Raw genomic sequence first — 22,881 nt, 5'->3', positions numbered from 1 at the left:
GGAGGCGCGTGCGGGTATGTCGCCGGAAGTCCCGCCGGAGGTCCCGCCGGGGATGTCGCCGGAAGTTCCGCCGGGGATGTCGCCGGAAGTCCCGCCGGAGGTCCCGCCGGGGATGTCGCCGGAAGTTCCGCCGGGGATGTCGCCGGAAGTCCGGCCGGGGGGCCCGCCGGAGGTACCGCCGGAAGTCCCGCCGGAGGTACCGCCGATGCCGGTCGCTCCGCCCGCCTTCGGGCCCGCGCAAGAACTTGGCTTCGGGCCGCCGCCCCGGCCCGCCCGGCCGCCCGCCGGGCCCGCCGACCCGGTGCGCGCCGTCGCCGCGGGGCTGCTCAACCTCAGCGGGCTCGGCCTGGGTTACGTCCTCGTACGCCGCCGGCTGCTCGCCCTGCTGTGCGTCGCCGCGACGGCCGCGCTGCTCACGGTCGCGCTGCCCGCCGACCCGGACGGAGTGCCCGCCTGGGCGCTCGTCGGGTACGGGGTGCTGCTGCTCGCCGCGGCGGCGGACGGCGCGCGCCGCGGGCTGCGTACGACAACAACTGCCGCGCACATCAGGCCAGTTGTGGCCATCGGCCTCGCCGTCGCGCTGCTCGCCGTGCCCGCCGCGGGCGCCGTCGGGTACGACAGGCTGCGCGACGACGCCGTGGAGGACATGCTCCTCGACCGGCTCGACCGCGCCGACGCCCTCGTCGAGAAGGCCTCGGGCCGCGACTTCGCCGCGGCGCGCGCCGACTACCGCGACGCGCTGCGCCGGTACCGCGCCCTCACCGAGGACCACCCGGACTCCAAGGCGGCCCACCGGGTGCACGACAGCCTCGACGCCTACTACAAGGCGGTGTCCGCCCCGTACGCCGACGGCGAGCACTGCGCCGCACTCGCGCCGCTCGAACATCTGCGGGCCGTGCCGCACACCATCGACCGCGCCGTCCTCGGCTCCCTCGCCACGTGGCCCGACAAGCCGCTCGCCGCGTCGCTGCTGAAGTGCGGCACGGGCAGGCTCGGCACCGCCGAGTCCGACGGCAAGGGCGGCGAACTGGGTCAACTCCTGCGTACGTTCCCCGAGTCGGCGCAGGCGGACCGGGTGGAGCCCGCCGTGCGCGCGGCCGTCGACCGGCGCGCGGGCGAGCTCAAGGGCGCCGCCCCGTGCCCGGCCACCCAGGCGCTGCGGCGCATCGGTGACACCGCGAAGCAGCTGCCCGCGCCGGTGCCCGAGCATGTGCGCGGCGCGGTCGCGACCGCCGTGGCGGACGGCGCGTACGCCTGTGGCATCGACCAGTTCAAGGACAAGAAGTTCAGCGCCGCGCGCAAGTCGCTGGCGTCGTTCGCGGGCACGTACAAGCACGACAAGCGGCGGGCCCGCGCCCAGCAGGTCGCCATCGCCGCCGAGATCGCGCAGCTGCGTCCGGCGGCCGGTGACCGGCTGCCGCCGAGCGGCGGGGCGGGCGGCTCCGGCATGGAGATGGTGATCAGCAACGACGGGCCCGACCCCGTCGACGTCCTCTACACCGGCCCCGTCACCGGCCGGATCACCATCGCCGCCTGCGGCTCCTGCAAGACGTACCCCACCGAGGCGGCGGGCCGCGCCAAGGCGTGCAAGGCGAGCGGCAAGAGCTACCCGAAGAAGACGCTGCGGCTGCCCGCGGGCACGTACCACTTCCTGCACAAGCCCGGCGGTTCGAGCGCGACGGCGACCGGGCGCGCGGCGGGCGGCCGGATCCAGCCCGGATACACGTACACGCAGTGCAGTTACGTCGTCAGGAGCGATCTGGGCGCGGAGCTGTGAGGGAGGCGGCGGCGCGTCAGAGGGTGTTCGTGAACGGGGTCGGGTCGACCGCCATCAGGCCGCCGAACGGGCCGTCGAGCTGGTAGATCAGCAGCACGGTGAACGCGATCAGCGCCGACAGGCCCATCACCATCACGACGTGCGTGAAGCTGCGCTCCACGCCGAACATGAACATGAACGCGACCGTGAGCAGCCCGCCGACGATCAGGCCGAACCAGATCATCGGCGACAGCCGCTCGCCCGCGTCGGCCTCCCGGCCCCTGCGCGCCTCGTCGAGGACGCTCAGCTGGGCCAACGTCTCCTGGACCGTGGCCTGTTGGGAGGGCGTGGCATCGGCGGGCACCTGGCTCGCCGCGCGCACCCGGCCGAGCAGCCGCCAGCCCGTGGAGCCCAGCGGACGCCCTTCCGTCATGGCCGGCCACTCCGTGTCGGACACGTGCGACACGTACGCCTCGATGTCGGCGCGCACCCGCTCGCCCTGGGCCGGAGCGAGACCGGCCGACAGCAGATGGATCTGGTGCGCGGCGCTCGCCTCCGCGGCCGTGTGGTCCTCGGCCCCCGAGTGGGTGTCCCAGACCGACACGAGGGCGAGGCCGAGCACCAGCGCGTACAGCACGCCGACCATCATCGAGATGTACTCGGCGACGTCCTCACGCGGCTCCTCGTCCGGGCCCAGCGGCCAGAAGCGGTGCTTGACGAGGACGACGGCGGCGGCGAGCAGCGCGACGCCGAGGACGATGGCCAGGCTCAGGATCATTCGGGAGTCCGCTTCGGTTCGGTCGGTCTCGGTTCGGTCGGTCTCGGTTCGGTCGGTTCCGGTTCGGTCGGTTCCGGCGTTGGGCGGTTCCGGTTCGGTCAGTGCCTGCGGGAGCCGAGTACGGCGGCCGCGATCGCGGCGGGCAGCAGTACGAGGAACAGCGCCGCCATGACACCGAGCCCGGTGGGCCGGCCGTCGTTGCGCACGAACCGCCCCAGAATCGGGGCCCGTTGGGCCTCGCGCTTCTCGGCCTGTTCCTGGGCCTTCCGCTCCGCCTGCTCTCGCGCGTCGGGTTGTTGCCGGGGCTGCCCCGGCGGGCGTACGGGGACTCGACGCGGCCCGGACGGCCGGTCCGGTGGGGCGATGCCCGGCGGTGGCGGTACGAGGGCCAGCACGGCGGCGGGCACCGGCGGCTCCACCGGCGGGGCGGCGGGCGGCTCCGCCGGTGGCTGCGGGGACGCGGGGGCGGTGCTCGGCCGGGGCGCGGGCGCCGCCGGGATAGCGAACCGCGCCGTGGCGCGCGCCGAGAGCCGGGGCGCCGCGACCTCCTCGCCGCCCGCGCCGATCGTACGGATCCCGTCGCTGCCCTCGGCGAGCCCACGACCGGTGTACGTGCCCGGGCCGCGCCGCACCTCCGCCGTGCACTCGGCGGTGGCGCCGGGCGCGAGCCGCGGCACCACCGGGCGGCCGTCGGCGCAGTCGACGCGGTCGGGGGCGAGCCCCGGGTCGGTGACGCGGATGTCGCGCAGCGGCCGGTTGCCGGGGTTGGCGACGGTGTACGTGACGCGGGCCCGCTCCGGGCCCGCCACCCGCGCCGACTGATCGAGCGTCAGACCTGCGCCCACCCCCGCGTACCCGGAGCGAGCCGTCGCCCGCACGTCGGCCCGCAGATACGGCTGCCGCCCGGTGGCCCGCACCTCGCCGACCCACGTACCGGTCCTGGCGGTGCCGGTCGCCGTGCAGCGCGCCGAACGCAGGCCGGTGAGCAGCGGCACGTGGTCGGCTCCGCCGGGGCAGCGGATCCGGGCGCCCGGCATCGAGGGGTCCCGCACCCGTACGTCGCGGAGGTCGGCGCTGCCCTTGTTCGTCAGCCGGTACGAGACGACGACCTCGTCGCCGCTGCGGATGCCCGGGCGCGTCGCGCCGGTGCCGGGCCGGGTGTTCACGGTGACGTCGAGCGCCAGCCCGTGCGTCCCGGCCCCGTCGGCGACCGCCGTCCCGGCCGCGGGCCAGCAGCACATCACAAGACCCGCCACGAACGCTCCCTTCGCCATCCGTGCGAGCGTGCCCGCTTCGAGCCCGTCCGGCGATCGAGGACCGAGGTCCGGGGCAGAGCCCCGCGACGTGGACCCCGACCGACGCACAACATTCCCGGCAAACCTCCCGATGATCACACCGAAATGCTGGTCACGGCGCCCGCCCCACGAAACCCCCGGCACGCGCACACGCTCCGTGGTTCACCCGAGTGGTGGCCGCGGCCCTGCCGGGGACCGCCCGGTCCGGGTCTACTGCTGATGAGCGGCGGGCCGGCCCCGCCGACACCGTTTCCAGGGACGAGGTGGCCGGGATGGCAGTCCAGACAGCCCACACGCGCGAGCCGCGCGCCACGGGGGACACCGCGCGGCCGGAGCCGACACCACCGCCGGAGGCCGACCGCACCGACGCCGACCTCCTGATCGAGGCATCCGTGCTGCTCGCCGACGCCGCGCTCGCCGCCCGCCGCACCGGCGCGGAGCTGACCGCCGCCGCGTCCAGCTGGCGGGTCGGCATCCAGGCGCTGCGCCGCCCCGCCTGGGCCCTCGGCGCCGCCACCACGGCGGCCCGCGCCCTGACGAACCCGGCCGGGCTCGGCTTCTCCTTCAACGGCGGCGTCCTCGGCGAGACCGTCCGCTCCCTCGGCACCCTCGCCCGCCGCAGACCCGCCGCCGTGGCGATGGCCGTCGACGCCTTCGCGCTGCGCATCGAGGCGGCGGCCCAGGAGCACCCGAGCCTGACCGAGCCGCTCGCCAAGCGCCTCACCGACGCGGTGATCGCGGGCCGCAGGCTCGAAGCGCTGCGCGCCGCACGGGAGTTGGTCGACCTGCTCGGCCTCACCCGCACCCTCACCACGTTCAGCCCCGTCATCATGGAGCTGCTCGCGCTGCAGGGCCTCCTCGACGAGAACCCGACCAACGACGCCTTCTCCTGGGTCACCCTGGCGGGCGGCGTCCCCACCACCGACCCGGTCCTCGGCCTGCCCGCCGGACTCATCCGGCACCTGAACCCGGGCCCCGGCCGCGCCGAACGCGTCGAGCCCGACGCGATGCTCGCCCGCGTCCTGACCCGCTCCGGCAACGACATCGTCCGCTACATCGACGACATCTCCGCCCTCGGCAACCACGGCCTCGCCCTGCTGCGCCGCATCGACTGCGCCGACGGCGAGCGGCGGCACGTCCTGATGCTGCCCGGCACCAGCTTCGCCCGGCTGCGCAACAGCACCCCGCAGGACGTCGTCGGCGCCTTCGACGGCGCGCTGCGCACCGACACCACGTACACCCGCGCGGTGAAGGACCTGCTGGTACGCGCGGGGGTGCCGATCGGCTCCGAGGTGATGGTCGTCGGCCACAGCCTCGGCGGAATCACCGCGATGAACCTCGCCTGCGACCTCGACATCGTGTCGACGTACAAGCTCACGCACGTGATCACCGTCGGCTCGCCCATCGACAACAAGCGCCCGCTCGACCCCGCGGTCCAGGTGATCAGCCTCGTCAACAAGCACGACGTGATCCCCGGGCTCGACGGCCGCGGCCCCGCCTCCGCCTACGACGTCCCCGACACCTGGCTCGAACTCGCCTGGCTCGACGAGACGTACGACTACCCGCTCTCGCACGCCCCACAGGCGTACGCCGACACCCTCAGCGGCGCGGACCTGCCGCACCGCGCCCGCGTCAACGAGCTGATCACCGCGTACGACGGTGAGATCGCCGGCAACCAGCCGTACCAGCTGCTCGACAAGTGACCACGACGACGACCACGACGACGACCACGACGACGACCACGACGACGACCACGACGAGGAGTCCGGCGATGAACGCCATGAAGACAGTCGACGCCGGGCCCGCCACGGCCTGGTTCCCGGAGAACGTTCTGGTCAGCGCCGCGCTCGCGGCCCAACGCGTCCCGTGGATCGACGCTCCGGCCCGGGCCCTCGGCCTCAAGCCGTTCACCCGGCGGGAGTTGACCCGGCAGGCGCTCGCCCAGGTGCGGCGGACGCGGTCGGGGCGGCCCGCGCGGATGGCCACGGCCTTCGGCGCGTTCCTCATGCCGTTCTCCGGGGCGGACGCCGATTCCCTGGTGCGGCGGGCGGCCGAGGCCGGCGTCCTCGGCGCCGTCACCGCCCTCGACGCGGAGGGCCGCCGCACGATCCTGACCCCGCACGCCGCGCCACCGCCGTCCGTCGACCCGGTGGCCGTGCGCTCCGCCGCCACCGGGGCGGCCACGGGGCTGCTCGCCGCGCGGCTGCCGGACGGCACCTTCGGCCGCGACGCGTGGCGCGCCGCCGCCCGACGGCTCGCCCGGCGCCTCGTCCTCGGCGTCGAAGCCGCGGACGACACCCTCGTCAGCGAGATCCTCGACGCCACGGCGCGCTCCGCCGACCCGGCCGAACACGAGGCGCGCGGCGCGGCGTTGCGGCGCCGCGTCGAACCGTACGTACGGGACCGCGAGGGCGCGGCGGCGGAAGCGGCCTACCTGGAGCACGCGCTGGACGTCGTCACGCTCGCGCTCACCGAGACCGCGCCGCACGCCCTCGAACTGCTCACCGCCGACGAGACCGAGAACCCGGAGCAGTGTGTGGCCGAGGCGCTGCGCCGCCGACCGCCGCTGCCCGCCACCGTCCACGCGGTCCTCGCGCCGTTCCAGTGGGAGGACATGACGGTCGGGGCGGACACCGAGATCCTGTGCGCGACGGCGTGGCTGCGGGACCTGGACGAGGACGGGGATCAGGGCGGGGATCAGGACGGGGATCAGGACGGGGTCCAGGACGGGGCAGCCCCCTCGGACGACCTGTACGACACCCGGTTCGACGACCCGCACCCGCACCCGCACCCGCACCCGGATACGTCGACGGATCGCCCGGACGACGCCCTCGCGGCGGAGCTCTGCGCCGCCCGCGTCCCCTGCGCCGCCGCCGACCTCGCCGTCCTCGCCGCCACCGAACTCGTCCGCGCCCTCGCCGCCGCGGACGCCCCCACGGACACCCGCGAGGCGCCGGACACCTCGGGTACCGCCATGGGCGCGGACCCCGCCCACTACGCCGCGCTCGCCTCCGCCGGCGCCCGCCGCCTGGAGGAGCACGCGCGCCGCCTCGCCGACTGCGCGCGGCGGCCCGGCTGGGACCACGACGCCTTCGGCGAGCGCTGCCGGATGACCCTGCTCGCGCACGCGGAGCGCTGCGCCGCGGCGGCGGCCGACGCCCGTAAGGCCGCTGACTGGCTCGCCAACTAGCAGTACTTATACGGAAGTTGACCTACCAGGCCTACCAGAACGGCGTCTTCCTGCGTCCCCTGTCCCGGTCCACCATCGCCTGCACCGTGAACCACGCCTCGTCGCTCAGCCGCCGCGCCGCGGCCGAGCGCCGCGCGTACGAGGGGTCGGCGGCCGGGGCCGGTATCGGCTCGCCGAACGTGACGAGCCATTTGGCCGGGAGCGGCAGCGGCGTCGTCACGGGGAAGTACGGCAGCTCGAACCGGCGGGCGAGCGCCCCGATCTCGCCGAGCTTCGGGAACGTCTCCTCCGCCCCCACGATCGACACCGGCACGACCGGCGCCCCGGTGAGCAGCGCGGTGGCGGCGAAGCCCGGGTTGAAGGGACGTAGCCGATAGCGCTGCGAGAAGTCCTTGCCGACGCCCGCCATGCCCTCGGGGAACACCGCGACGAGCCCGCCCTCCACGAGCCGGTCGCGGCCCAGCGTCGGGTCGTCGCAGAAGATGCCGAGCCGGCGCGCGTACGCGGCGACCGCGGGCAGCCGGAAGACGAGCTTGTCGGCGTAGAGGTGGACGGGGCGGGCCAGCTCGCGGCGCAGCACCGTGTTGAGGACGAGGCCGTCGAAGCCCCAGGCGCCGGAGTGGTTGGCGGTCAGGATCGCGGGGCCCGTTGCCGGGATGTGTTCGAGCCCCGATATCTCGACGCGCAGGTAGTCGTCCGTCAGCCAGTCCAGCGCGTCGCCCACATTGGTCTCAAGGTTGCCCACAAGGTCCCACTTTGTGCTGAAAATGAGCGCCCGCAAGGCTAAGGGTCCCAATGGGGTGGTCTGTTTCACGCCATGGACAACGCCATGGACACCCCCGCATCCCCCCAGAGCCCCCGCACCGCATCCCCCCAGGCCCCCGGCACCTCCGACCTGATCACCGGCATGCTCGTCGACAAGTTCGAGGTCGACCGCGCCGCCGTCACCCCGGACGCCCTGATGACCGATCTGCTCGTCGACTCGCTGATGGCCGTGGAGCTGGCGGTCACGCTGAAGGACGAGCTCAAGGTCGTCGTCACGGAGGACGAGCTGCGGGAGCTGCCGTTCGCCGAGTTCGCCTCCCGCGTCGACGGCCGGCGTGGCCGGTGAGCGCCGTTCTCGTGACCGGGCTCGGCCTGGTCACCGCGGCGGGCCCGGACGCCGAGAGCACCTGGGCCGCCGTCCGCGCGGGGCGTGCCACCGCGCGCCCCGACCCGACGCTCGCGGCCGCCGGGCTCCCGGTCACCCTGAGCTGCCGCGTCGAGGGCGCCGACGAGCTGCCCGCGCGGCCGCGCGGCGTCGCGCACATCGACCCCGCCGCGCGGATGGCGCTGACCGCCGTAGGTGAGGCGCTCGACCGGGCCAAGCTCGACCCCGCCGAGTGGGACGGCTCGCGGGTCGCCGTCGTCACCGGCAGCTCCACGGGCGGCGAGCACACCCGGCAGCAGGCCGCCGAGCGGCTCGCTGACGGCGGGGCGAGCAGCGTCTCCGCGTACTTCCTCACCGGCTATCTGCCGAACATGGTGTGCGCCACGATCGCGCTGCACATCGGGGCGAGAGGGCCGACCCTGCCCGTCGTGACGGCGTGCGCCGCGGGCGCCACCGCGCTCGGCGCCGCGCGGCAGCTGCTGACGTCCGGGCAGTGCGACATCGCCGTGGTGTGCGGCGTCGACGCGAACGTGTTGCCGCTGTACGTCGCCGGGTTCAGCCAGCTCGGCGCGCTGTCGGACCGGCGCTCCTGCCCGTTCGACGTGGACCGCGACGGCTTCGTCATGGGGGAGGGCGCGGGCGCGCTCGTCCTTGAGCGGGCGGAGCACGCGGCGGCCCGCTCGGCGCCCCGCCTCGCGCACTTCGCCGGCTACGGCACCAGCACCGACGCCCACCACCTCGTAGCGCCGCACCCCGAGGGCCGCGAGGCGGAGCGGGCGGTGCGGGCCGCGCTCGCGGAGGCGGGCGCCGCGCCCGGTGATGTCGACCACATCAACGCGCACGGCACCTCGACCCCGCGCGGCGACGCCATGGAGGCCGCGCTGTTCTCCCGGCTCTTCCCGCACCGGCCGCCCGTCACGTCCTCGAAGGGCACCATCGGGCACACGCTCGGGGCGGCGGGCGCGATCGAGGCGGCGCTCACGGTTCTCGCACTGCGCCTGGACGTCGTACCGCCCACGGCGGGGCTCACCGAACCGGACCCCGCCTTCGACCTCGACCTCGTCTCGGGCACCGCCCGACAGCACCCCACGACCCTCGCCCTCAGCACCTCCTTCGGCTTCGGAGGGCACAACGCCGCCGTGCTCTTGACCCCCGCTTGACCTGCGTAAAACCCGTCGTAGACCGGCCCTAGACCCGCCGTGTACCCGCCCCGCGACCCCTGGCCGAGGCGCTTAAAAAAGGCGGTTACACTCACTTGCTCGATACAAGCAACTGAAGCGAATACGGGAGGCGGTCATGGACAAGGGGACGGTCCATGACCGTGCGGCAGCGGACGGCGACCCGGCGAAGGGAAGCGTGAGCGCCGAGCGGGCGGCAGCCGGGCTCGGCATCCAACTGGTGCGGTTCTCAAGGCTGTTGACTGCCTACCGGCAGCGGGCCACGTTCGAGAGCCGGTCCGGCGAACGGGTACTCCTGGCCAAGCTGGTGCGCGACGGCGAACGCCGTGCCACCGACCTGGCCGCCGCGACCTTTCTCGATCTGTCGACGGTCAGTCGGCAGATTCGGGCCATGGTCGACCGGGGACTCGTCGAACGGCGCCAGGACCCGGAGGACCGGCGGGGCACGCTGCTGCGGGCCACCGACGCCGGCCGGGCCAGGTTCGAGGAGTACCGGCGCCAGCGCGACGCGGGCTTCGAGAAGCTGCTCGAACCCTGGTCGGCGGAGGACCGCTACCAGCTGATCCGGCTGCTCTCCCGCCTCAATGACGATCTGGAAGAGTTTGAATACGCGCGTCCCGAGTCCGGGGAAGCCCCCGGGCACGGTGGCGAGCAGGGAGCAACGCAAGAATGACTGAGGCCGTGTCCGCGTCCCGCGGAGACACCGCTACCCGAGCAATATCCACCCCACAACCGACCCCCACGTCCGGCGGCGGCCTGAGCCACCGGCAGATCCTGACCATCCTCAGCGGCCTGATGCTGGGCATGTTCCTGGCCGCGCTCGACCAGACCATCGTCTCCACCTCGATCCGCACCATCGCGGACGACCTCGACGGGCTCAGCCAGCAGGCCTGGGCCACCACGGCGTACCTGATCACCTCGACGATCTGTACGCCGCTCTACGGCAAGCTGTCCGACCTGCACGGCCGCAAGCCGTACTTCCTGACGGCGATCAGCATCTTCATCGTCGGCTCGGCGCTGTGCACGTTCTCGACGTCGATGCCCGAACTCGCCGCGTTCCGCGCGGTGCAGGGCATCGGTGCCGGTGGTCTGATGTCGCTGGCGCTCGCGATCATCGGCGACATCGTGCCGCCGCGCGAACGCGCCCGCTACCAGGGCTACATGCTCGCCACCTTCGCCACGTCCAGCGTCGCGGGCCCGCTCATCGGCGGCGCCCTCGCCGGGCAGGACAGCATCTTCGGTGTCACCGGATGGCGTTGGGTGTTCCTGGTCAACGTGCCGATCGGCATCATCGCGCTGTTCGTCGTCGCGAAGGTGCTGAACATCCCGCACGTGCGCCGTGACCGGCGCATCGACTGGTGGGGCGCGCTCACCATCGCCATCGGTGTCGTGCCGCTGCTGCTCGTCGCCGAACAGGGCCGCGAGTGGGGCTGGGGCTCCACGGGCTCGATCGTCTGTTACGTCGTCGGCGCGGTCGGCATCGTCGCGTGGATCTTCGTGGAGAGGGCGGTCGGCGACGACGCGCTCATCCCGATGCGGCTGTTCCGCAACCCCATCTTCAGCAAGACCAGTTTCCTGTCCGTGCTGATCGGCGCGGGCATGTTCGGCGGGATGCTGATGATCCCGCAGTACCTCCAGATCGTGAAGGGCGCGAGCCCCACCAGGTCCGGTCTCGAGATGCTGCCGCTGATGGCGGGCATGATGATCGCCTCGATCATCTCCGGCCAGATCACCGGGAAGACCGGGCGCTACAAGATCTTCCCGACCCTCGGCACCCTCTTCATGGTGGCGGCGCTGCTCTGCTTCCACTTCCAGGTCCAGTGGGACACCCCGCTGTGGGAAACCATGCTCTACATGGGCCTGTTCGGGCTCGGCCTTGGCTGCTGCATGCAGACGCTGGTGCTCGCGGTGCAGAACGCGGTGCCGCCGCAGGACATGGGCGTGGCGACCGCTTCGTCCACGTTCTTCCGGCAGATGGGCGCCACCGCCGGTACGGCGATCTTCCTGTCCGTGCTCTTCTCGAACGTCGGCGACAAGATCTCCGATGCGTTCAGGTCGGCCGCGAAGACGCAGGACTTCCAGGCCGCGCTGCACGACCCGTCGGTCGTCTCCGACCCCGCCAACAAGCCGGTCCTCGACATGGTCAAGGGCAACGGCGGAGGCGGCGGCGACGTACTGTCCGACTCCTCGTTCATCCAGCACCTCGACCCGCGCCTCGCGGAGCCGTTCAAGCAGGGTTTCTCCGACGCCATGCACGTGGTGTTCCTGATCGCGGCGGGCGTCATCGTCGTCGCGTTCCTGATGGTCCTGTGGACCAAGGAGGTGCCGCTGCGCAAGCTGTCGGGCCTGCAGGCGCGCGAGGCCGCCGAGAACGGCGACGACGCCCCGCCCGCCGAGCCCATGGCCCCCGCCGACGACCCGGCCCCCGTACCGGCGCAGGCCGCACCGGTGGACACGGCCGTCGGCGCGAGCGCCGGCATCCAGGGGTACGTCCGCGAACGCGACGGCTCCCCGCTCGCGGGCGCCGTCGTCACCCTGATCGACCTGAGGGGCGGTCAGCTCGGCCGTACGACGACGGGGGCCGACGGCGCGTACCGGCTCGGCGCCCCGGCCGGCGGGACGTACGTCCTGATCGGTTCCGGCGGCTCCCGGCAGCCGCAGGCGCAGACCCTGACGGTCGGCGAGGACTTCCTCGACTTCGACCTGATGCTGGCCGGTTCGACGGGCCTGACCGGCACCGTCGTCACGGCGGCCGGTGACCTGCCGGTGCCCGGCGCCCTGGTCATCGCCACCGATGTGCGCGGTGAGGTGATCGCCTCCGGCGCCGCCGACGCCACGGGCGCCTTCGCCTTCGGCGACCTGGCCACCGGCGCCTACACCCTCGCCGTCAGCGCGGAGGGCCACCGGCCCACGGCGCTCCCGGTCGAGGTGGCCGAGGGCGGCCCGAACCGCTGCGAGGTCCGGCTCGTGCCCGGCGCCCGCGTCCACGGCGTGGTCCGCGGCACGTCCGGCGAGCCGCTGAACGACGCCCGCGTCACGCTGCTCGACGCCGCGGGCAACACGGTCGGCACGTCCGTCACGGGAGTCGACGGCGCGTACGCCTTCGACGACCTGGACGCCGGCCAGTACACCGTCGTCGCCAGCGGCTACGCCCCGCAGGCGCTGCCGCTGAGCCTCAACGGCAGCGGCCGCAACGACGTCGACGTGGAGCTGAGCCACTGAGGCGCCGAACCGGCGAGTGACACGGCGAAGGCCGTGGTGCGACACCTCCGGGTGCCGGGCCACGGCCTTCGTCCTTCAGCGGGCGTACTCAGCCTTCAGCGGGCATGCTCAGCAGGCGCCGAGGTCCTGCCACACGCCCCACTCACCGGTGGTGCCGGGCTCCTCGCCCGTCGTCCACCACTTGGCCTTCCAGGTGTGGCCCTTGTGCGAGACCTGCTGGCCGCCGGTGTAGATCGCGGTGGCGGACCAGGCGGGGGCCGTGCACTGGTTGCCGCTGCCGCCGGTCACGGTCAGGGTGTACGTCGCCGAGTGGGCGGCGGACGGGCTCGCGCCGCTCACCGTGAGGGTGTACGTGCCGTTGACCGCGGCCGAGGTCGTGGAGATCTTCAGCGTCGAACTGCCGCCCGCCGTCACCGAGTTGGGGCTGAGGGTGGCGGTGACGCCGGCGGGCGCGCCGCTGACGGTGAGGTTCACGGTCTGGGCGGAGCCCGCGGTGACGGCGGTCTTGACGGTGGCCTCGGTGGAGCCACCCGCGGTGACCGAGCCGGAGGCGGGGCTCGCCGTCAGCGAGAAGTCGTTGCTGGGCGCCGTGTTGCCGCTGGTAAAGGGCGCGAAGATGTGCGAGAAGTCCCAGGTGTTCTGCGCGATGCCGGAGCAGTTGTCGGCGGCGGCGCCGCCGGGGCAGCCGCCGTTGTCGCGCTGGAGCGCCCAGAAGGAGATCATGTTGATCCCCTTGGCGACGGCCCAGTCGTACACGGTCTTCGCGTTGGCGAGCGTGAAGGTCTCGGCGGGTCCGAAGTCGTCGACGCCGGGCATCTCGGTGACGCCGATCATGCCCCACAGCTGGGCGGGCGTCTTGCTCGGGTAGAGCGCGGCGAGCTGGTTGTACAGGCCCTGCGCCGCGGTCTGGGTGTCCTTCGCCATGTCATGTGCGGCGTTGTCGTAGTAGTCGAACGTCATGATGTTCGCGACGTCGACCTTCGCGCCGTTGGCCACCGCGTTCTTGAGCACGGCGAGGCCGCTGGCGGCGAGGCCGTGGGTGGTGGTCGGCAGGGTGTACGAGATCTCCAGCTTGCGGCCGCCCGCGGCGGCCCAGTCCTGCACCTTCTTGATCGCCTTGTTGCGCCGGTCGATGCCCGCGCTGTTGTCGAGCGAGTCGACCTCGATGTCCATGTCGAGCCGCGGGATGTCGTACGTCGTGACGACCTTCTCGTAGACCGCGGCGATCTGGTCGACGTCCGTGCAGCTGTCGGCGATCTCGGTCCCTGTGGTGTCCGCCGTGTAGCCGCCGAAGGACGGGATGACGTCGCCGCCGCGGCCCTGCATCGTCTTGATGTCGGCGCCGAACGACGACGCGGCGATCGGCAGCGAGGTGTCGCCGTTCCAGTACGCGGTGCACGACCCCTTCTGCGCGGTCTGCAGGAACGCCATCGTCAGGTGCTTGGCACCGGACTTGGCGCTGAGGTCGGCGGGGCTCTCGCCGGTCCACGACTCGAAGTACGGGGCGAAGACATGGGCGGGCAGCGGGGTCGCGGCCTGGGCGGGGGCGCCCGCGACCGCGGTCAGGCCCAGGGCGGCCGCCGTGGTGGCGACCGCGGTGAGAGCGGCTCGGAGCGAACGGATACGTCTCATGGCCATCCAAGAGGTGAGGTTGCGTCAACGGGGTTGTGACGCACTCGAGTTGCCTTACGGATAGCCCTGTGATCATGCCTTGGTCAATGGTCCGGACCAAACGAGGACTAGACCAATATCCCGCGCCCCGGTCAGATCGGCGCGTCCATGCAGGCCGCGCGGTCGATCCCCTTGAAGTGGACGCAGACCCGCGCGCCCTCGTAGTTCGCTCCCCGCCCCCACGAGTGGCTGATCGTCTCCCCGGCCCGCGTCGCCGTCTCGACCTCGGTGGTCCGGCTCCCGTCCGAAGTGAGCCACGTCTTGCGTGACTTCACGGACTTCGGAGGATTCGACCAGAACCCGGTGACGCGGGTGTACATGGCGTCGCCCGACATCCGGATGCACACCTGGGGGCCCGAGAAGTCGTGCGTGCACGCGGACTTGTCGGCCTTGACGAGGGGCTTCGCGCCAGGGGACGCACCGGCGGGCGCCGCCGTCGGGATCGCCGCGGCGACGGCGAGCGCGAGCACGGAAACCATCATGTTGATCTTTCTCATGATCAAGGGAACGTCACTCCCCGCGATGGGTAACGGCTCGTCACCCGAGGCGGCGCCGAACCACTCCTACGGAGGCACGGACTCCGGCTACAGCCAGTCGCGGCGCTTGAAGATGAAGTACAGGCTGACGCACACGGTTGCCATCAGGGCGATCGAGAGGGGGTAGCCGAGGCCCCAGTGCAGCTCCGGCATGTGGTCGAAGTTCATGCCGTAGACGGTGCCGACGAGGGTCGGGGCGAAGAGGATGGCCGCCCACGAGGAGATCTTCTTAATCTCCTCGTTCTGCTCGAAGCCCGCCTCCGCGAGGGCCCGCATCTCCGCGTTCTGCTGCTGCGTCACCAGCGTCGCGTTCACCGTGAGGATGTCGGCGAGGGCCTGGCGGAAGGAGTCGACGCGTTCGCTGGTGTGGGTGACGTGGTCGGCGACGTCGCGGAGGTAGCGCTGGAGTTCCTCGTCCGTGCCGTATTTCGCGAAGCCCGCCATCAGGCCGTGCAGCATGCCGACCAGGGGGCGGGTCGCGCGCTGGAACTCGACCATTTCGCGGGAGAGTTCGTAGATGCGGCGGGACACCTCGGGGGCGCCGGAGAAGACCTCCGTCTCGATCTCGTCGATGTCGTTCTGGACGCCCGCGACGACCGGCGCGTAACCGTCGACGACCGCGTCCAGGATCGCGTACAGGACGGCTTCAGGGCCCAGGCGCAGCAGGCCAGGGGTCGACTCCATGCGGCCGCGGACCTTCGAGAGGTCGGGGGCCGCGCCGTGCCGGACCGTGATGACGAAGTCGGGGCCCACGAAGACGTGCAGCTCGCCGAAGTCGACCTCCTCCGGCGCGTCCAGATAGCGGGCCGCGCGCAGGACGACGAAGAGGGTCTCGCCGTAGCGCTCCAGCTTCGGGCGCTGGTGCGCCTCCATCGCGTCCTCGACGGCGAGCTCGTGCAGGTCGAACTCGGCCGCCAGCGACTTGAGTTCGGAGTCGGATGGGCGGGCCAGGCCGATCCACGCCATCGTGTCCGGCTTCTCGCGCAGTTGGCGGTACGTGTCCGTGAGGGTCTCCGGGGTCGCGACCCGCAGGCCGTCCCGGTACAGCGCCGCGTTCACCACACTGCCCTGCTCCTGCGGGGCCGGGGCGGTGGCGGGCTCGGCGGGTGGTTCGGGCGCCGGAGGGGGCGGGGTGGTGGCCCGGCGCCAGGAGTAGCGGCGCGGCCCTCCGTGTCCGTTCCGGTCCGGTCGTCCCTGCCGTCGCGGCATCGGCGCCTCCTTCCGTTCCGTACTGCGGTCCTCGGCAGCGTAACCAGGCGAGGTGACGGAGGGGCGCAGCGCATTGCGGACGGCGTGTGACCTGGTTTCCGGTTAGCGTCCGGGTATGACGACGAAGGTGATGAGCGCGCGGGCCCTGGGGCGGGCCACTCTGGAGCGCCAACTACTCCTTGAGAGGCGTCCGTTGAGTGCGGAGGACGCGGTCCAGCGGTTGCTCGGGCTGCAGGCGCAGGAGGTCAGGCCGCCGTATCTCGCGCTCGCCGCGCGCCTCGCCGGCTTCGCCCCCGCCGAACTGTCCGAGGCCCTGGAACGGCGCCGTGTCGCCCGGCTCGTCACCATGCGCTCCACCATCCACCTGCACACCGCCGAGGACTGCCTTGCGCTGCGGCCGCTCATGCAGCCCGCCCTCGACCGGGAGCTGCGGATGTTCCGCAAGGGGCTCGTCGGCGTCGATGCGGACCGGGTGCGGGAAGTGACGCGGGCGTACGTCGAGGAGGAGCCGCGTACCCCGAAGGAGATCCGGGAGCGGCTCCTGCGGGACTGGCCGGACGCCGATCCGCAGGCCCTCACCATCGCCGCGCGGGCCTCCCTGCCGCTCGTCCAGGTCACGCCGCGCGGGCTGTGGCGGAGGAGTGGTGGGGTGCGGTTGACGACGGTGGAGCGCTGGTTCGGCCGGCCCATCGAGCCGGCTCCCGCCCCCGACGACACCGTCCTGCGGTACCTCGGCGCCTTCGGGCCCGCCTCGGTCAAGGACTTCCAGCAGTGGGCCGGCATCACGCGCAGCAAGGAGGCCTTCGAGCGACTGCGGCCCCGGCTCGTGACCTTTCGCGACGAGCGCGGGGTCGAGGTCTTCGACCTGCCGGACGCACCCCGGCCCGACGAGGACACCCCCGCCCCGCCGCGGCTGCTCGCCGAGTTCGACAACCTGCTGCTGTCCCACGCCGACCGCACTCGCGTGATCCATGAGGTCGACCGGGGGCGCAACTGGCAGGTGAACACCTCCTATCTGACGTTCCTGGTCGATGGGTTCCTGGGTGGGTTGTGGTCGTTGAAGGAGCGTGGCGAGGCGGGGAGCGCGCTCACGCTCGAGCCGTTCAGGACGCTCACGTCCGCCCAGCGGGACGAACTTGTCGCCGAGGCGGAGCGCACCGCCGTGGTGCTGGAGGCGCCTGGGCCGGTTGTCGTGGACTTCGGTGCCGTGCGCACCTGAGACCGCCCGCCGTTGTCAGTCCGCGCGGCCCGTCGCCGCCACCGTCACGCCCAGGCCGATCAGCGCGAAGCCGCCCGTCCCGCCGATCATCGAAAGGCGTCGGTCCGAGCGCGCGAACCAGCCGCGCGCCGCCGACGCCGTGAGTCCCCACAGCGTGTCCGTGACCAGGCCTATGGAGATCGGGACCAGGCCCAACAGCAGCATCTGCGCCGTGACATGACCCGCTTCCTGGTGCACGAACTGCGGGAGCACCGCCGCGAAGAACACGATGCCCTTCGGGTTCGTGATCCCCACGAGTACGCCGTCGGCCACGGTGCGCAGGTCGCCGCGTGCGGGGCCCGCCGGGCCGCGGATGTCCGACGCCGTCATGTCGCGTCGGTGGCGGAATGCCTGTACGCCCAGGTGGACGAGGTAGGCCGCGCCTGCGAGTTTCACTGCCGTGAAGAGTGCCGCGGAGCGTTCCACGAGGGTGCCGATGCCGAGTGCTACCGCTACGACCAGCAGGTATGAGCCGATGACGTTGCCGAGTGCCGTTGCCACGGCGGTGCGTCTGCCGTGGGCGAGGGCTCGTCCGATGACGAACAGGACGCTTGGGCCCGGGATCACGATCACCAGTAGTGACATCGCCGCGAACGCGAGGTATCGGTCCATCGACACCATGTCCTTCGCCACCTCTCCTTCTGCCTACGTCGCGGGGCTTGAACGTGGTTACGGCAACAGCCCGGCCCGCCGCGCCGCCACCACCGCCTCGCCCCGCGTATGCGTGCCCAACTTGCGCATCGCGGAGCGGAGGTAGCCCTTTACGGTTTCCGGGCGGAGGCCGAGGCGGTCGGCCGCCGTGGCGTTCGTGGCGCCCGCCGCCACGCACGCGAGTACGTCCACCTCGCGCGGCGTGAGCGTCACCGGGGGCTCCGCGGGGCGTACCGGGTCCGCCGCGAGGGCCAGTTTGCCGCAGACCGCGAGGAGTTCGGAGCGGAGCTGCGGGTCGAGGAGTTTCGGGGCGAGGGCGCGCAGCGCCCCGTGTGCCTCCCGGACCTCCTCCCAGGCGCCGCCGCCGTCCTCGCACGCCGCTGCCGAAGCCGCTGCCGCTGCCGCTGCCGCTGCCGCTGCTGAAGCCGAAGCCGATGCCGGCGCCCGCGTCACGTCCAGTAGGGACCGGACCTCGTCGCGGACCGCCAGCGCCTGTTCCACGTCCCGCGCCGCCGCCATCGCCGCGTCCAGCGCCCGGTCGCCGAGTGGTTGGGGTGTGCGCAGCGCCCCGTACAGGACGCCCCGCACCCGGCGTCGTACGACGACCGGCACCGCCAGGACCGAGTGCAGGCCCTCCGCCGCGACCGCCGCGTCGTACTCGTGGCTGATGTGCCGCGAGCCGTGGTAGTCGGTGACGGCGCACGCCCTGGCGAGGCTGAGGGCCTTGCCGCCGAGGCCGTTGCCCGCGGTGATGCCGAGGCCGCGCAGCGCGTTCGTCGCCGCGCCGCTCAACTCGGCGATCCGTACCTGTCCCGCGCCCGCGGTCAACCCGCCGAACGCCACGGGAAGCCCCGTGCCCCGGCGCAACCGCACCAGAGCTCCGCGCATCTCGACCGCGTCCGTGGCCGTCGCGCTCACCGTTCATCACCTCACCGCGCACCGTTCACCCCCGTACGGGGGTGGTGAGACCTGCGTCACGCACTACACGATGTCAGACACGGCCCGCGACGGAGCGGGACATGAGGCGGAACCCGGGCCACGGACGGACTTCCCGGACCGCCCACGGACCTACGGAGCGCACATGACGACGGCGAACGGACCCACGGCGCAGTTCCGCACGGCCCGCGACTTCCTGTTGCGGCACGCACGGGACTACGAGGCGGCGTACGAGGGTTTCTCCTGGCCCCGCCCCGAGCGTTTCAACTGGGCCCTCGACTGGTTCGACGCCATCGCCGACGGCAATGAGAAGACCGCCCTGCACATCGTCGAGGAGGACGACAGCGAGGCCGTCTTCTCCTTCGACACCCTGCGGCGCCGCTCCAACCAGGTCGCCAACTGGCTGCGCGGGCACGGCGTCGGCGCGGGCGACCGGGTGCTGCTGATGCTCGGCAACCAGGTCGAGCTGTGGGAGGTGATGCTCGCCGCGATGAAGCTGCGGGCCGTCGTCATCCCCGCCACCCCGCTGCTCGGCCCCGCCGACCTCACCGACCGCGTCGAACGCGGCCGCGCCAGGCACGTCGTCGTACGCCCCGAGGACATCGCCAAGTTCGGTGAGGTGCCGGGGGAGTACACGCGCATCGTCGTCGGTGCGGGCGGCGAGGCTTCGGCGGAGGGCTGGCTGTCGTACGAGGACGCGGACGGCGCCGACGAGACGTATCAGCCGGACGGGGAGACCCGCGCAGAGGATCCGCTGCTGCTGTACTTCACGTCCGGGACCACCGCCCGGCCGAAGCTCGTCGAGCACACCCATGTCTCGTACCCCATCGGGCACTTGGCGACCATGTACTGGATCGGGCTTCGCCCCGGCGACGTGCACCTCAACATCTCCTCGCCGGGCTGGGCCAAGCACGCCTGGTCGAACTTCTTCGCTCCGTGGAACGCCGAGGCGACCGTCTTCCTCTACAACTACTCGCGCTTCGACGCGGCCCGGCTGATGGCGACCATGGACCGGGCGGGGGTGACCTCCTTCTGCGCGCCGCCGACCGTGTGGCGGATGCTCATCCAGGCCGACCTCACCCAACTCCGCACTCCGCCAAGGGAAGTCGTCGCCGCGGGTGAGCCGCTCAACCCGGAGGTCATCGAGCAGGTCGAGCGGGCCTGGGGGATCACCATCCGCGACGGGTTCGGGCAGACCGAGACGTCCGTACAGGTGTCCAACAGTCCTGGCCAGCGCCTCAAGTCCGGTTCCATGGGGCGCCCGAGCCCCGGTTTCAAGGTCGAGCTGCTCGATCCGGTGACCGGGCGTCCCGGTGCCGACGAGGGCGAGATCAGCCTCGACCTCGCCGCCCGTCCCGTCGGCCTGATGGTCGGCTACCACGGCGACCCGGAGCGGACCGCCGAGGCGATGGCGGGCGGCTACTACCGCACCGGCGACATCGGTTCGCGCGACGCGGACGGGTACCTCACCTACGTGGGGCGTAGCGACGACGTGTTCAAGGCCAGCGACTACAAGATCAGCCCCTTCGAGCTGGAGAGCGCCCTCCTCGAACACGAGGCGGTCGCCGAGGCCGCCGTCGTGCCCGCCCCCGACGAGCTGCGGCTCGCCGTCCCGAAGGCGTACGTCGTGCTCGCCGAGGGGTACGAACCGGGCGCCGACGCCGCCAAGTTGCTCTTCGAGCACTCGCGCGCGGTCCTCGCCCCGTACAAGCGCGTGCGCCGCATCGAGTTCGGCGAGCTGCCCAAGACGGTCTCCGGGAAGATCCGCCGTATCGAGCTGCGCGAGGCCACCGCCAAGGGCTCGGCCGCCGAGTACCGCGAGGAGGACTTCAAGTGACCAGCCCGGCAAAGGAGTTGTCGTACACCCACGGGACCAGCGAGGTGCCGCTCCTCGGCGACACCATCGGCGCCAACCTGCGGCGGGTCGCCGAGGCGTGGCCGGAGCGCGAGGCGCTCGTCGACGTGCCGAGCGGGCGCCGTTGGACGTACGCCCAATTCGACCATGACGTCGATGAGTTGGCGCGCGGGCTGCTCGCCCGGGGCATCGCCAAGGGGGACCGCGTCGGCATCTGGGCGGTCAACTGCGCCGAGTGGGTGCTCGTGCAGTACGCGACCGCGCGCATCGGTGCGGTCCTGGTGAACATCAATCCGGCGTACCGGGCCCATGAGTTGGCGTTCGTGCTGAAGCAGTCGGGTGTCTCGCTGCTCGTCGCCTCGACCGAGCACAAGGGTACCGACTACCGGGAACTCGTACGTCAAGTGGCCCATGAATGCCCCTCGTTGCGCGAGCGGGTGTTCATCGGGACGGACAGCTGGGACGCGCTCGTGGCGGCGGCGAGCTCCGTCGGGGCCGGGCAACTGGCGGCCAGGGAAGCCGAGTTGTCCTGCGACGACCCGGTCAACCTGCAGTACACCTCCGGCACGACCGGCTTCCCGAAGGGCGCCACGCTCTCCCACCACAACATCCTCAACAACGGGTACTGGGTGGGGGAGACGGTCGGCTACAGCGAGCAGGACCGGGTGTGTCTGCCGGTGCCCTTCTACCACTGCTTCGGCATGGTGATGGGGAATCTGGGGGCCACCTCGCACGGTGCCTGCATCGTCGTCCCCGGGCCGTCCTTCGAGCCCGTCGCCACCCTGAGCGCCGTACAGCAGGAGCGGTGCACCTCGTTGTACGGCGTACCGACCATGTTCATCGCGGAGTTGAACCTGCCGGACTTCGCGACGTACGACCTGAGCAGCCTGCGTACGGGGATCATGGCGGGCTCGCCGTGCCCGGTCGAGGTGATGAAGCGGGTCGTCGCCGAGATGCACATGGCGGAGGTGTCGATCTGTTACGGGATGACCGAGACGTCGCCGGTGTCCACGCAGACGCGGCGCGACGACGACCTGGAGCGGCGCACCGGCACCGTCGGCCGCGTCCTGCCGCACATCGAGGTCAAGGTGATCGACCCGGTCACCGGCGTCACGCTGCCGCGCGGCGAACCCGGGGAGCTGTGCACGCGCGGGTACAGCGTGATGCTCGGCTACTGGGACGAGCCGGAGAAGACCGCCGAGGTCATCGACGCGGGGCGGTGGATGCACACCGGCGACCTCGCCGTCGTCCGCGAGGACGGGTACGCGCAGATCGTCGGGCGCATCAAGGACATGATCATCCGGGGTGGCGAGAACATCTCGCCGCGCGAGATCGAGGAGTTCCTGTACGGGCACCCGAAGATCGCGGATGTGCAGGTCGTGGGCGTGCCGCACGAGAAGTACGGCGAGGAGGTGCTCGCGTGTGTCATCCTGCGCGACCCCGCGGACACGCTCTCCCTCGACGACGTGCGCGCCTTCTGCCGCGACCGGCTCGCGCACTACAAGATCCCGAGCCGGCTGCGCCTTCTCGAACGGTTCCCGATGACCGTCAGTGGGAAGGTCCGGAAGGTGGAACTCCGCGAGGGGTACGGGGAGTTGTAGAACCGACAACCAAGGTACTGATAACCAAGGCACCGACAACCAGAGGCAGGGGGCCGGCCTACAGCTCCCTCCGCATGCACACCCTGGGCCACCGGTCCAGGCCGTGCTCCGCCTCCGCCGCGCGGATCGCGCGCAGGCCCGGCGTGAGTTCGGCCCCGGTGAGCCGGCGGAAGCCGAGGCGCTCGTAGTACGGGGCGTTCCACGGCACGTCGGTGAACGTGGTCAGGGTGAGACCGGGCAGGCCCTGGTCGCGCGCGCAGTCGGCGGCGCACGCGAGCAGGGCCTGACCCACGCCGCGGCGGGCGGCGTCCGGGTGCACGGTGACCTGCTCGATGTGGAAGGCGCCGTCCACCACCTCCGCGACCAGGTACGCGACGACGGTTCCGGTGTCCTCGACGGCGACCCAGGCGTGCCCCGCCCGCCGGTAGCGCTCCAGCTCGGCGATCGTGGGCGGCGCGTCGTCGGCGACGGCGGCCATGTCGAGCGTACGGAAGATCTCTCCGGCCGCCGTCTCGATCGCTTGGAGGCGGGGCAGGTCGGCGGGTTCGGCGGGGCGAATGATCACGTATCAAGTATGTCGGCGCCGGAGCGCCCG

At 72.3% G+C, this 22,881-nt stretch carries 19 protein-coding genes; 10 read left to right on the top strand and 9 right to left on the bottom strand.

Annotated features, from left to right (window positions below):
• Positions 1–205 precede the first annotated feature (205 nt).
• On the top strand, positions 206–1,777 hold the full coding sequence (locus tag RBJ65_RS09070) for a hypothetical protein (protein WP_306321541.1): 1,572 nt from the start codon (positions 206–208) through the stop codon (positions 1,775–1,777).
• A gap of 16 nt (positions 1,778–1,793) precedes the next feature.
• On the opposite strand, the gene RBJ65_RS09065 is transcribed toward RBJ65_RS09070, so the two are convergent.
• Complete coding sequence (locus RBJ65_RS09065) at positions 1,794–2,534, bottom strand: DUF4239 domain-containing protein (RefSeq protein WP_306321540.1); 741 nt, start codon at positions 2,532–2,534, stop codon at positions 1,794–1,796.
• A gap of 98 nt (positions 2,535–2,632) precedes the next feature.
• On the bottom strand, positions 2,633–3,808 hold the full coding sequence (locus RBJ65_RS09060; RefSeq protein ID WP_306332120.1) for a hypothetical protein: 1,176 nt from the start codon (positions 3,806–3,808) through the stop codon (positions 2,633–2,635).
• A 293-nt stretch (positions 3,809–4,101) separates the two neighbouring features.
• On the opposite strand from RBJ65_RS09060, the gene RBJ65_RS09055 reads away from it, so the two are divergent.
• Positions 4,102–5,532 carry a lipase family protein gene (locus RBJ65_RS09055; protein WP_306323913.1) on the top strand — a complete coding sequence of 477 codons (1,431 nt, stop codon included), beginning with the start codon at positions 4,102–4,104 and terminating at the stop codon, positions 5,530–5,532.
• Complete coding sequence (locus RBJ65_RS09050; RefSeq protein ID WP_306323914.1) at positions 5,529–7,019, top strand: hypothetical protein; 1,491 nt, start codon at positions 5,529–5,531, stop codon at positions 7,017–7,019. The genes RBJ65_RS09055 and RBJ65_RS09050 overlap by 4 nt, the downstream gene beginning before the upstream one ends.
• A gap of 31 nt (positions 7,020–7,050) precedes the next feature.
• On the opposite strand, the gene RBJ65_RS09045 is transcribed toward RBJ65_RS09050, so the two are convergent.
• Complete coding sequence (locus tag RBJ65_RS09045) at positions 7,051–7,764, bottom strand: lysophospholipid acyltransferase family protein (RefSeq protein ID WP_306323915.1); 714 nt, start codon at positions 7,762–7,764, stop codon at positions 7,051–7,053.
• Positions 7,765–7,848: 84 nt separating this feature from the next.
• Between RBJ65_RS09045 and RBJ65_RS09040 the strand changes: the two genes are divergently transcribed.
• The 4 genes from RBJ65_RS09040 to RBJ65_RS09025 all read left to right on the top strand — a co-directional run bounded on the left by RBJ65_RS09040 (position 7,849) and on the right by RBJ65_RS09025 (position 12,569).
• Positions 7,849–8,130 (top strand): acyl carrier protein, encoded by a 282-nt coding sequence (locus RBJ65_RS09040; protein WP_306323916.1) that lies wholly within the window; start codon positions 7,849–7,851, stop codon positions 8,128–8,130.
• On the top strand, positions 8,127–9,329 hold the full coding sequence (locus tag RBJ65_RS09035; protein WP_306323917.1) for a beta-ketoacyl-[acyl-carrier-protein] synthase family protein: 1,203 nt from the start codon (positions 8,127–8,129) through the stop codon (positions 9,327–9,329). The genes RBJ65_RS09040 and RBJ65_RS09035 overlap by 4 nt, the downstream gene beginning before the upstream one ends.
• A 136-nt stretch (positions 9,330–9,465) precedes the next feature.
• Positions 9,466–10,020, top strand: a complete 555-nt coding sequence (locus RBJ65_RS09030) for a MarR family winged helix-turn-helix transcriptional regulator (protein WP_306323918.1) — start codon at positions 9,466–9,468, stop codon at positions 10,018–10,020.
• Positions 10,017–12,569 carry an MFS transporter gene (locus tag RBJ65_RS09025; protein ID WP_306323919.1) on the top strand — a complete coding sequence of 851 codons (2,553 nt, stop codon included), beginning with the start codon at positions 10,017–10,019 and terminating at the stop codon, positions 12,567–12,569. The genes RBJ65_RS09030 and RBJ65_RS09025 overlap by 4 nt, the downstream gene beginning before the upstream one ends.
• Positions 12,570–12,677: 108 nt before the next feature.
• On the opposite strand, the gene RBJ65_RS09020 is transcribed toward RBJ65_RS09025, so the two are convergent.
• The 3 genes from RBJ65_RS09020 to RBJ65_RS09010 form a co-directional block, all read right to left on the bottom strand.
• Positions 12,678–14,201, bottom strand: coding sequence for a glycosyl hydrolase family 18 protein (locus tag RBJ65_RS09020; RefSeq protein ID WP_306323949.1), 1,524 nt, complete (start codon positions 14,199–14,201; stop codon positions 12,678–12,680).
• A gap of 131 nt (positions 14,202–14,332) precedes the next feature.
• Positions 14,333–14,737, bottom strand: a complete 405-nt coding sequence (locus RBJ65_RS09015) for a hypothetical protein (RefSeq protein ID WP_306323920.1) — start codon at positions 14,735–14,737, stop codon at positions 14,333–14,335.
• Positions 14,738–14,824: 87 nt separating this feature from the next.
• On the bottom strand, positions 14,825–15,985 hold the full coding sequence (locus RBJ65_RS09010) for a magnesium and cobalt transport protein CorA (RefSeq protein WP_306323921.1): 1,161 nt from the start codon (positions 15,983–15,985) through the stop codon (positions 14,825–14,827).
• 115 nt (positions 15,986–16,100) lie between these two features.
• On the opposite strand from RBJ65_RS09010, the gene RBJ65_RS09005 reads away from it, so the two are divergent.
• Positions 16,101–17,204 carry a winged helix DNA-binding domain-containing protein gene (locus RBJ65_RS09005; RefSeq protein WP_306323922.1) on the top strand — a complete coding sequence of 368 codons (1,104 nt, stop codon included), beginning with the start codon at positions 16,101–16,103 and terminating at the stop codon, positions 17,202–17,204.
• 15 nt (positions 17,205–17,219) lie between these two features.
• Here RBJ65_RS09005 and RBJ65_RS09000 read toward each other — a convergent pair whose 3' ends face one another.
• Positions 17,220–17,864 (bottom strand): LysE family translocator, encoded by a 645-nt coding sequence (locus tag RBJ65_RS09000; protein WP_306323950.1) that lies wholly within the window; start codon positions 17,862–17,864, stop codon positions 17,220–17,222.
• Between the two features lie 48 nt (positions 17,865–17,912).
• Complete coding sequence (locus RBJ65_RS08995; RefSeq protein ID WP_306323951.1) at positions 17,913–18,782, bottom strand: helix-turn-helix transcriptional regulator; 870 nt, start codon at positions 18,780–18,782, stop codon at positions 17,913–17,915.
• A gap of 193 nt (positions 18,783–18,975) precedes the next feature.
• Between RBJ65_RS08995 and RBJ65_RS08990 the strand changes: the two genes are divergently transcribed.
• Together RBJ65_RS08990 and RBJ65_RS08985 are read left to right on the top strand one after the other, a co-directional pair.
• Complete coding sequence (locus RBJ65_RS08990) at positions 18,976–20,667, top strand: AMP-binding protein (RefSeq protein ID WP_306323923.1); 1,692 nt, start codon at positions 18,976–18,978, stop codon at positions 20,665–20,667.
• Positions 20,664–22,286 carry an AMP-binding protein gene (locus RBJ65_RS08985; RefSeq protein WP_306323924.1) on the top strand — a complete coding sequence of 541 codons (1,623 nt, stop codon included), beginning with the start codon at positions 20,664–20,666 and terminating at the stop codon, positions 22,284–22,286. Before RBJ65_RS08990 ends, RBJ65_RS08985 begins: the two co-directional genes overlap by 4 nt.
• Positions 22,287–22,344: 58 nt before the next feature.
• On the opposite strand, the gene RBJ65_RS08980 is transcribed toward RBJ65_RS08985, so the two are convergent.
• Positions 22,345–22,851: a GNAT family N-acetyltransferase gene (locus tag RBJ65_RS08980; RefSeq protein ID WP_306323925.1), complete on the bottom strand. Its 507-nt coding sequence runs from the start codon at positions 22,849–22,851 to the stop codon at positions 22,345–22,347.
• Between the last annotated feature and the right edge of the window lie 30 nt (positions 22,852–22,881).

Origin of the sequence: Streptomyces sp. KL109B, from assembly GCF_030766935.1 — a bacterium.
GTDB lineage: Bacteria > Actinomycetota > Actinomycetes > Streptomycetales > Streptomycetaceae > Streptomyces.
This window is presented reverse-complemented; position numbering and strand designations above follow the sequence as displayed.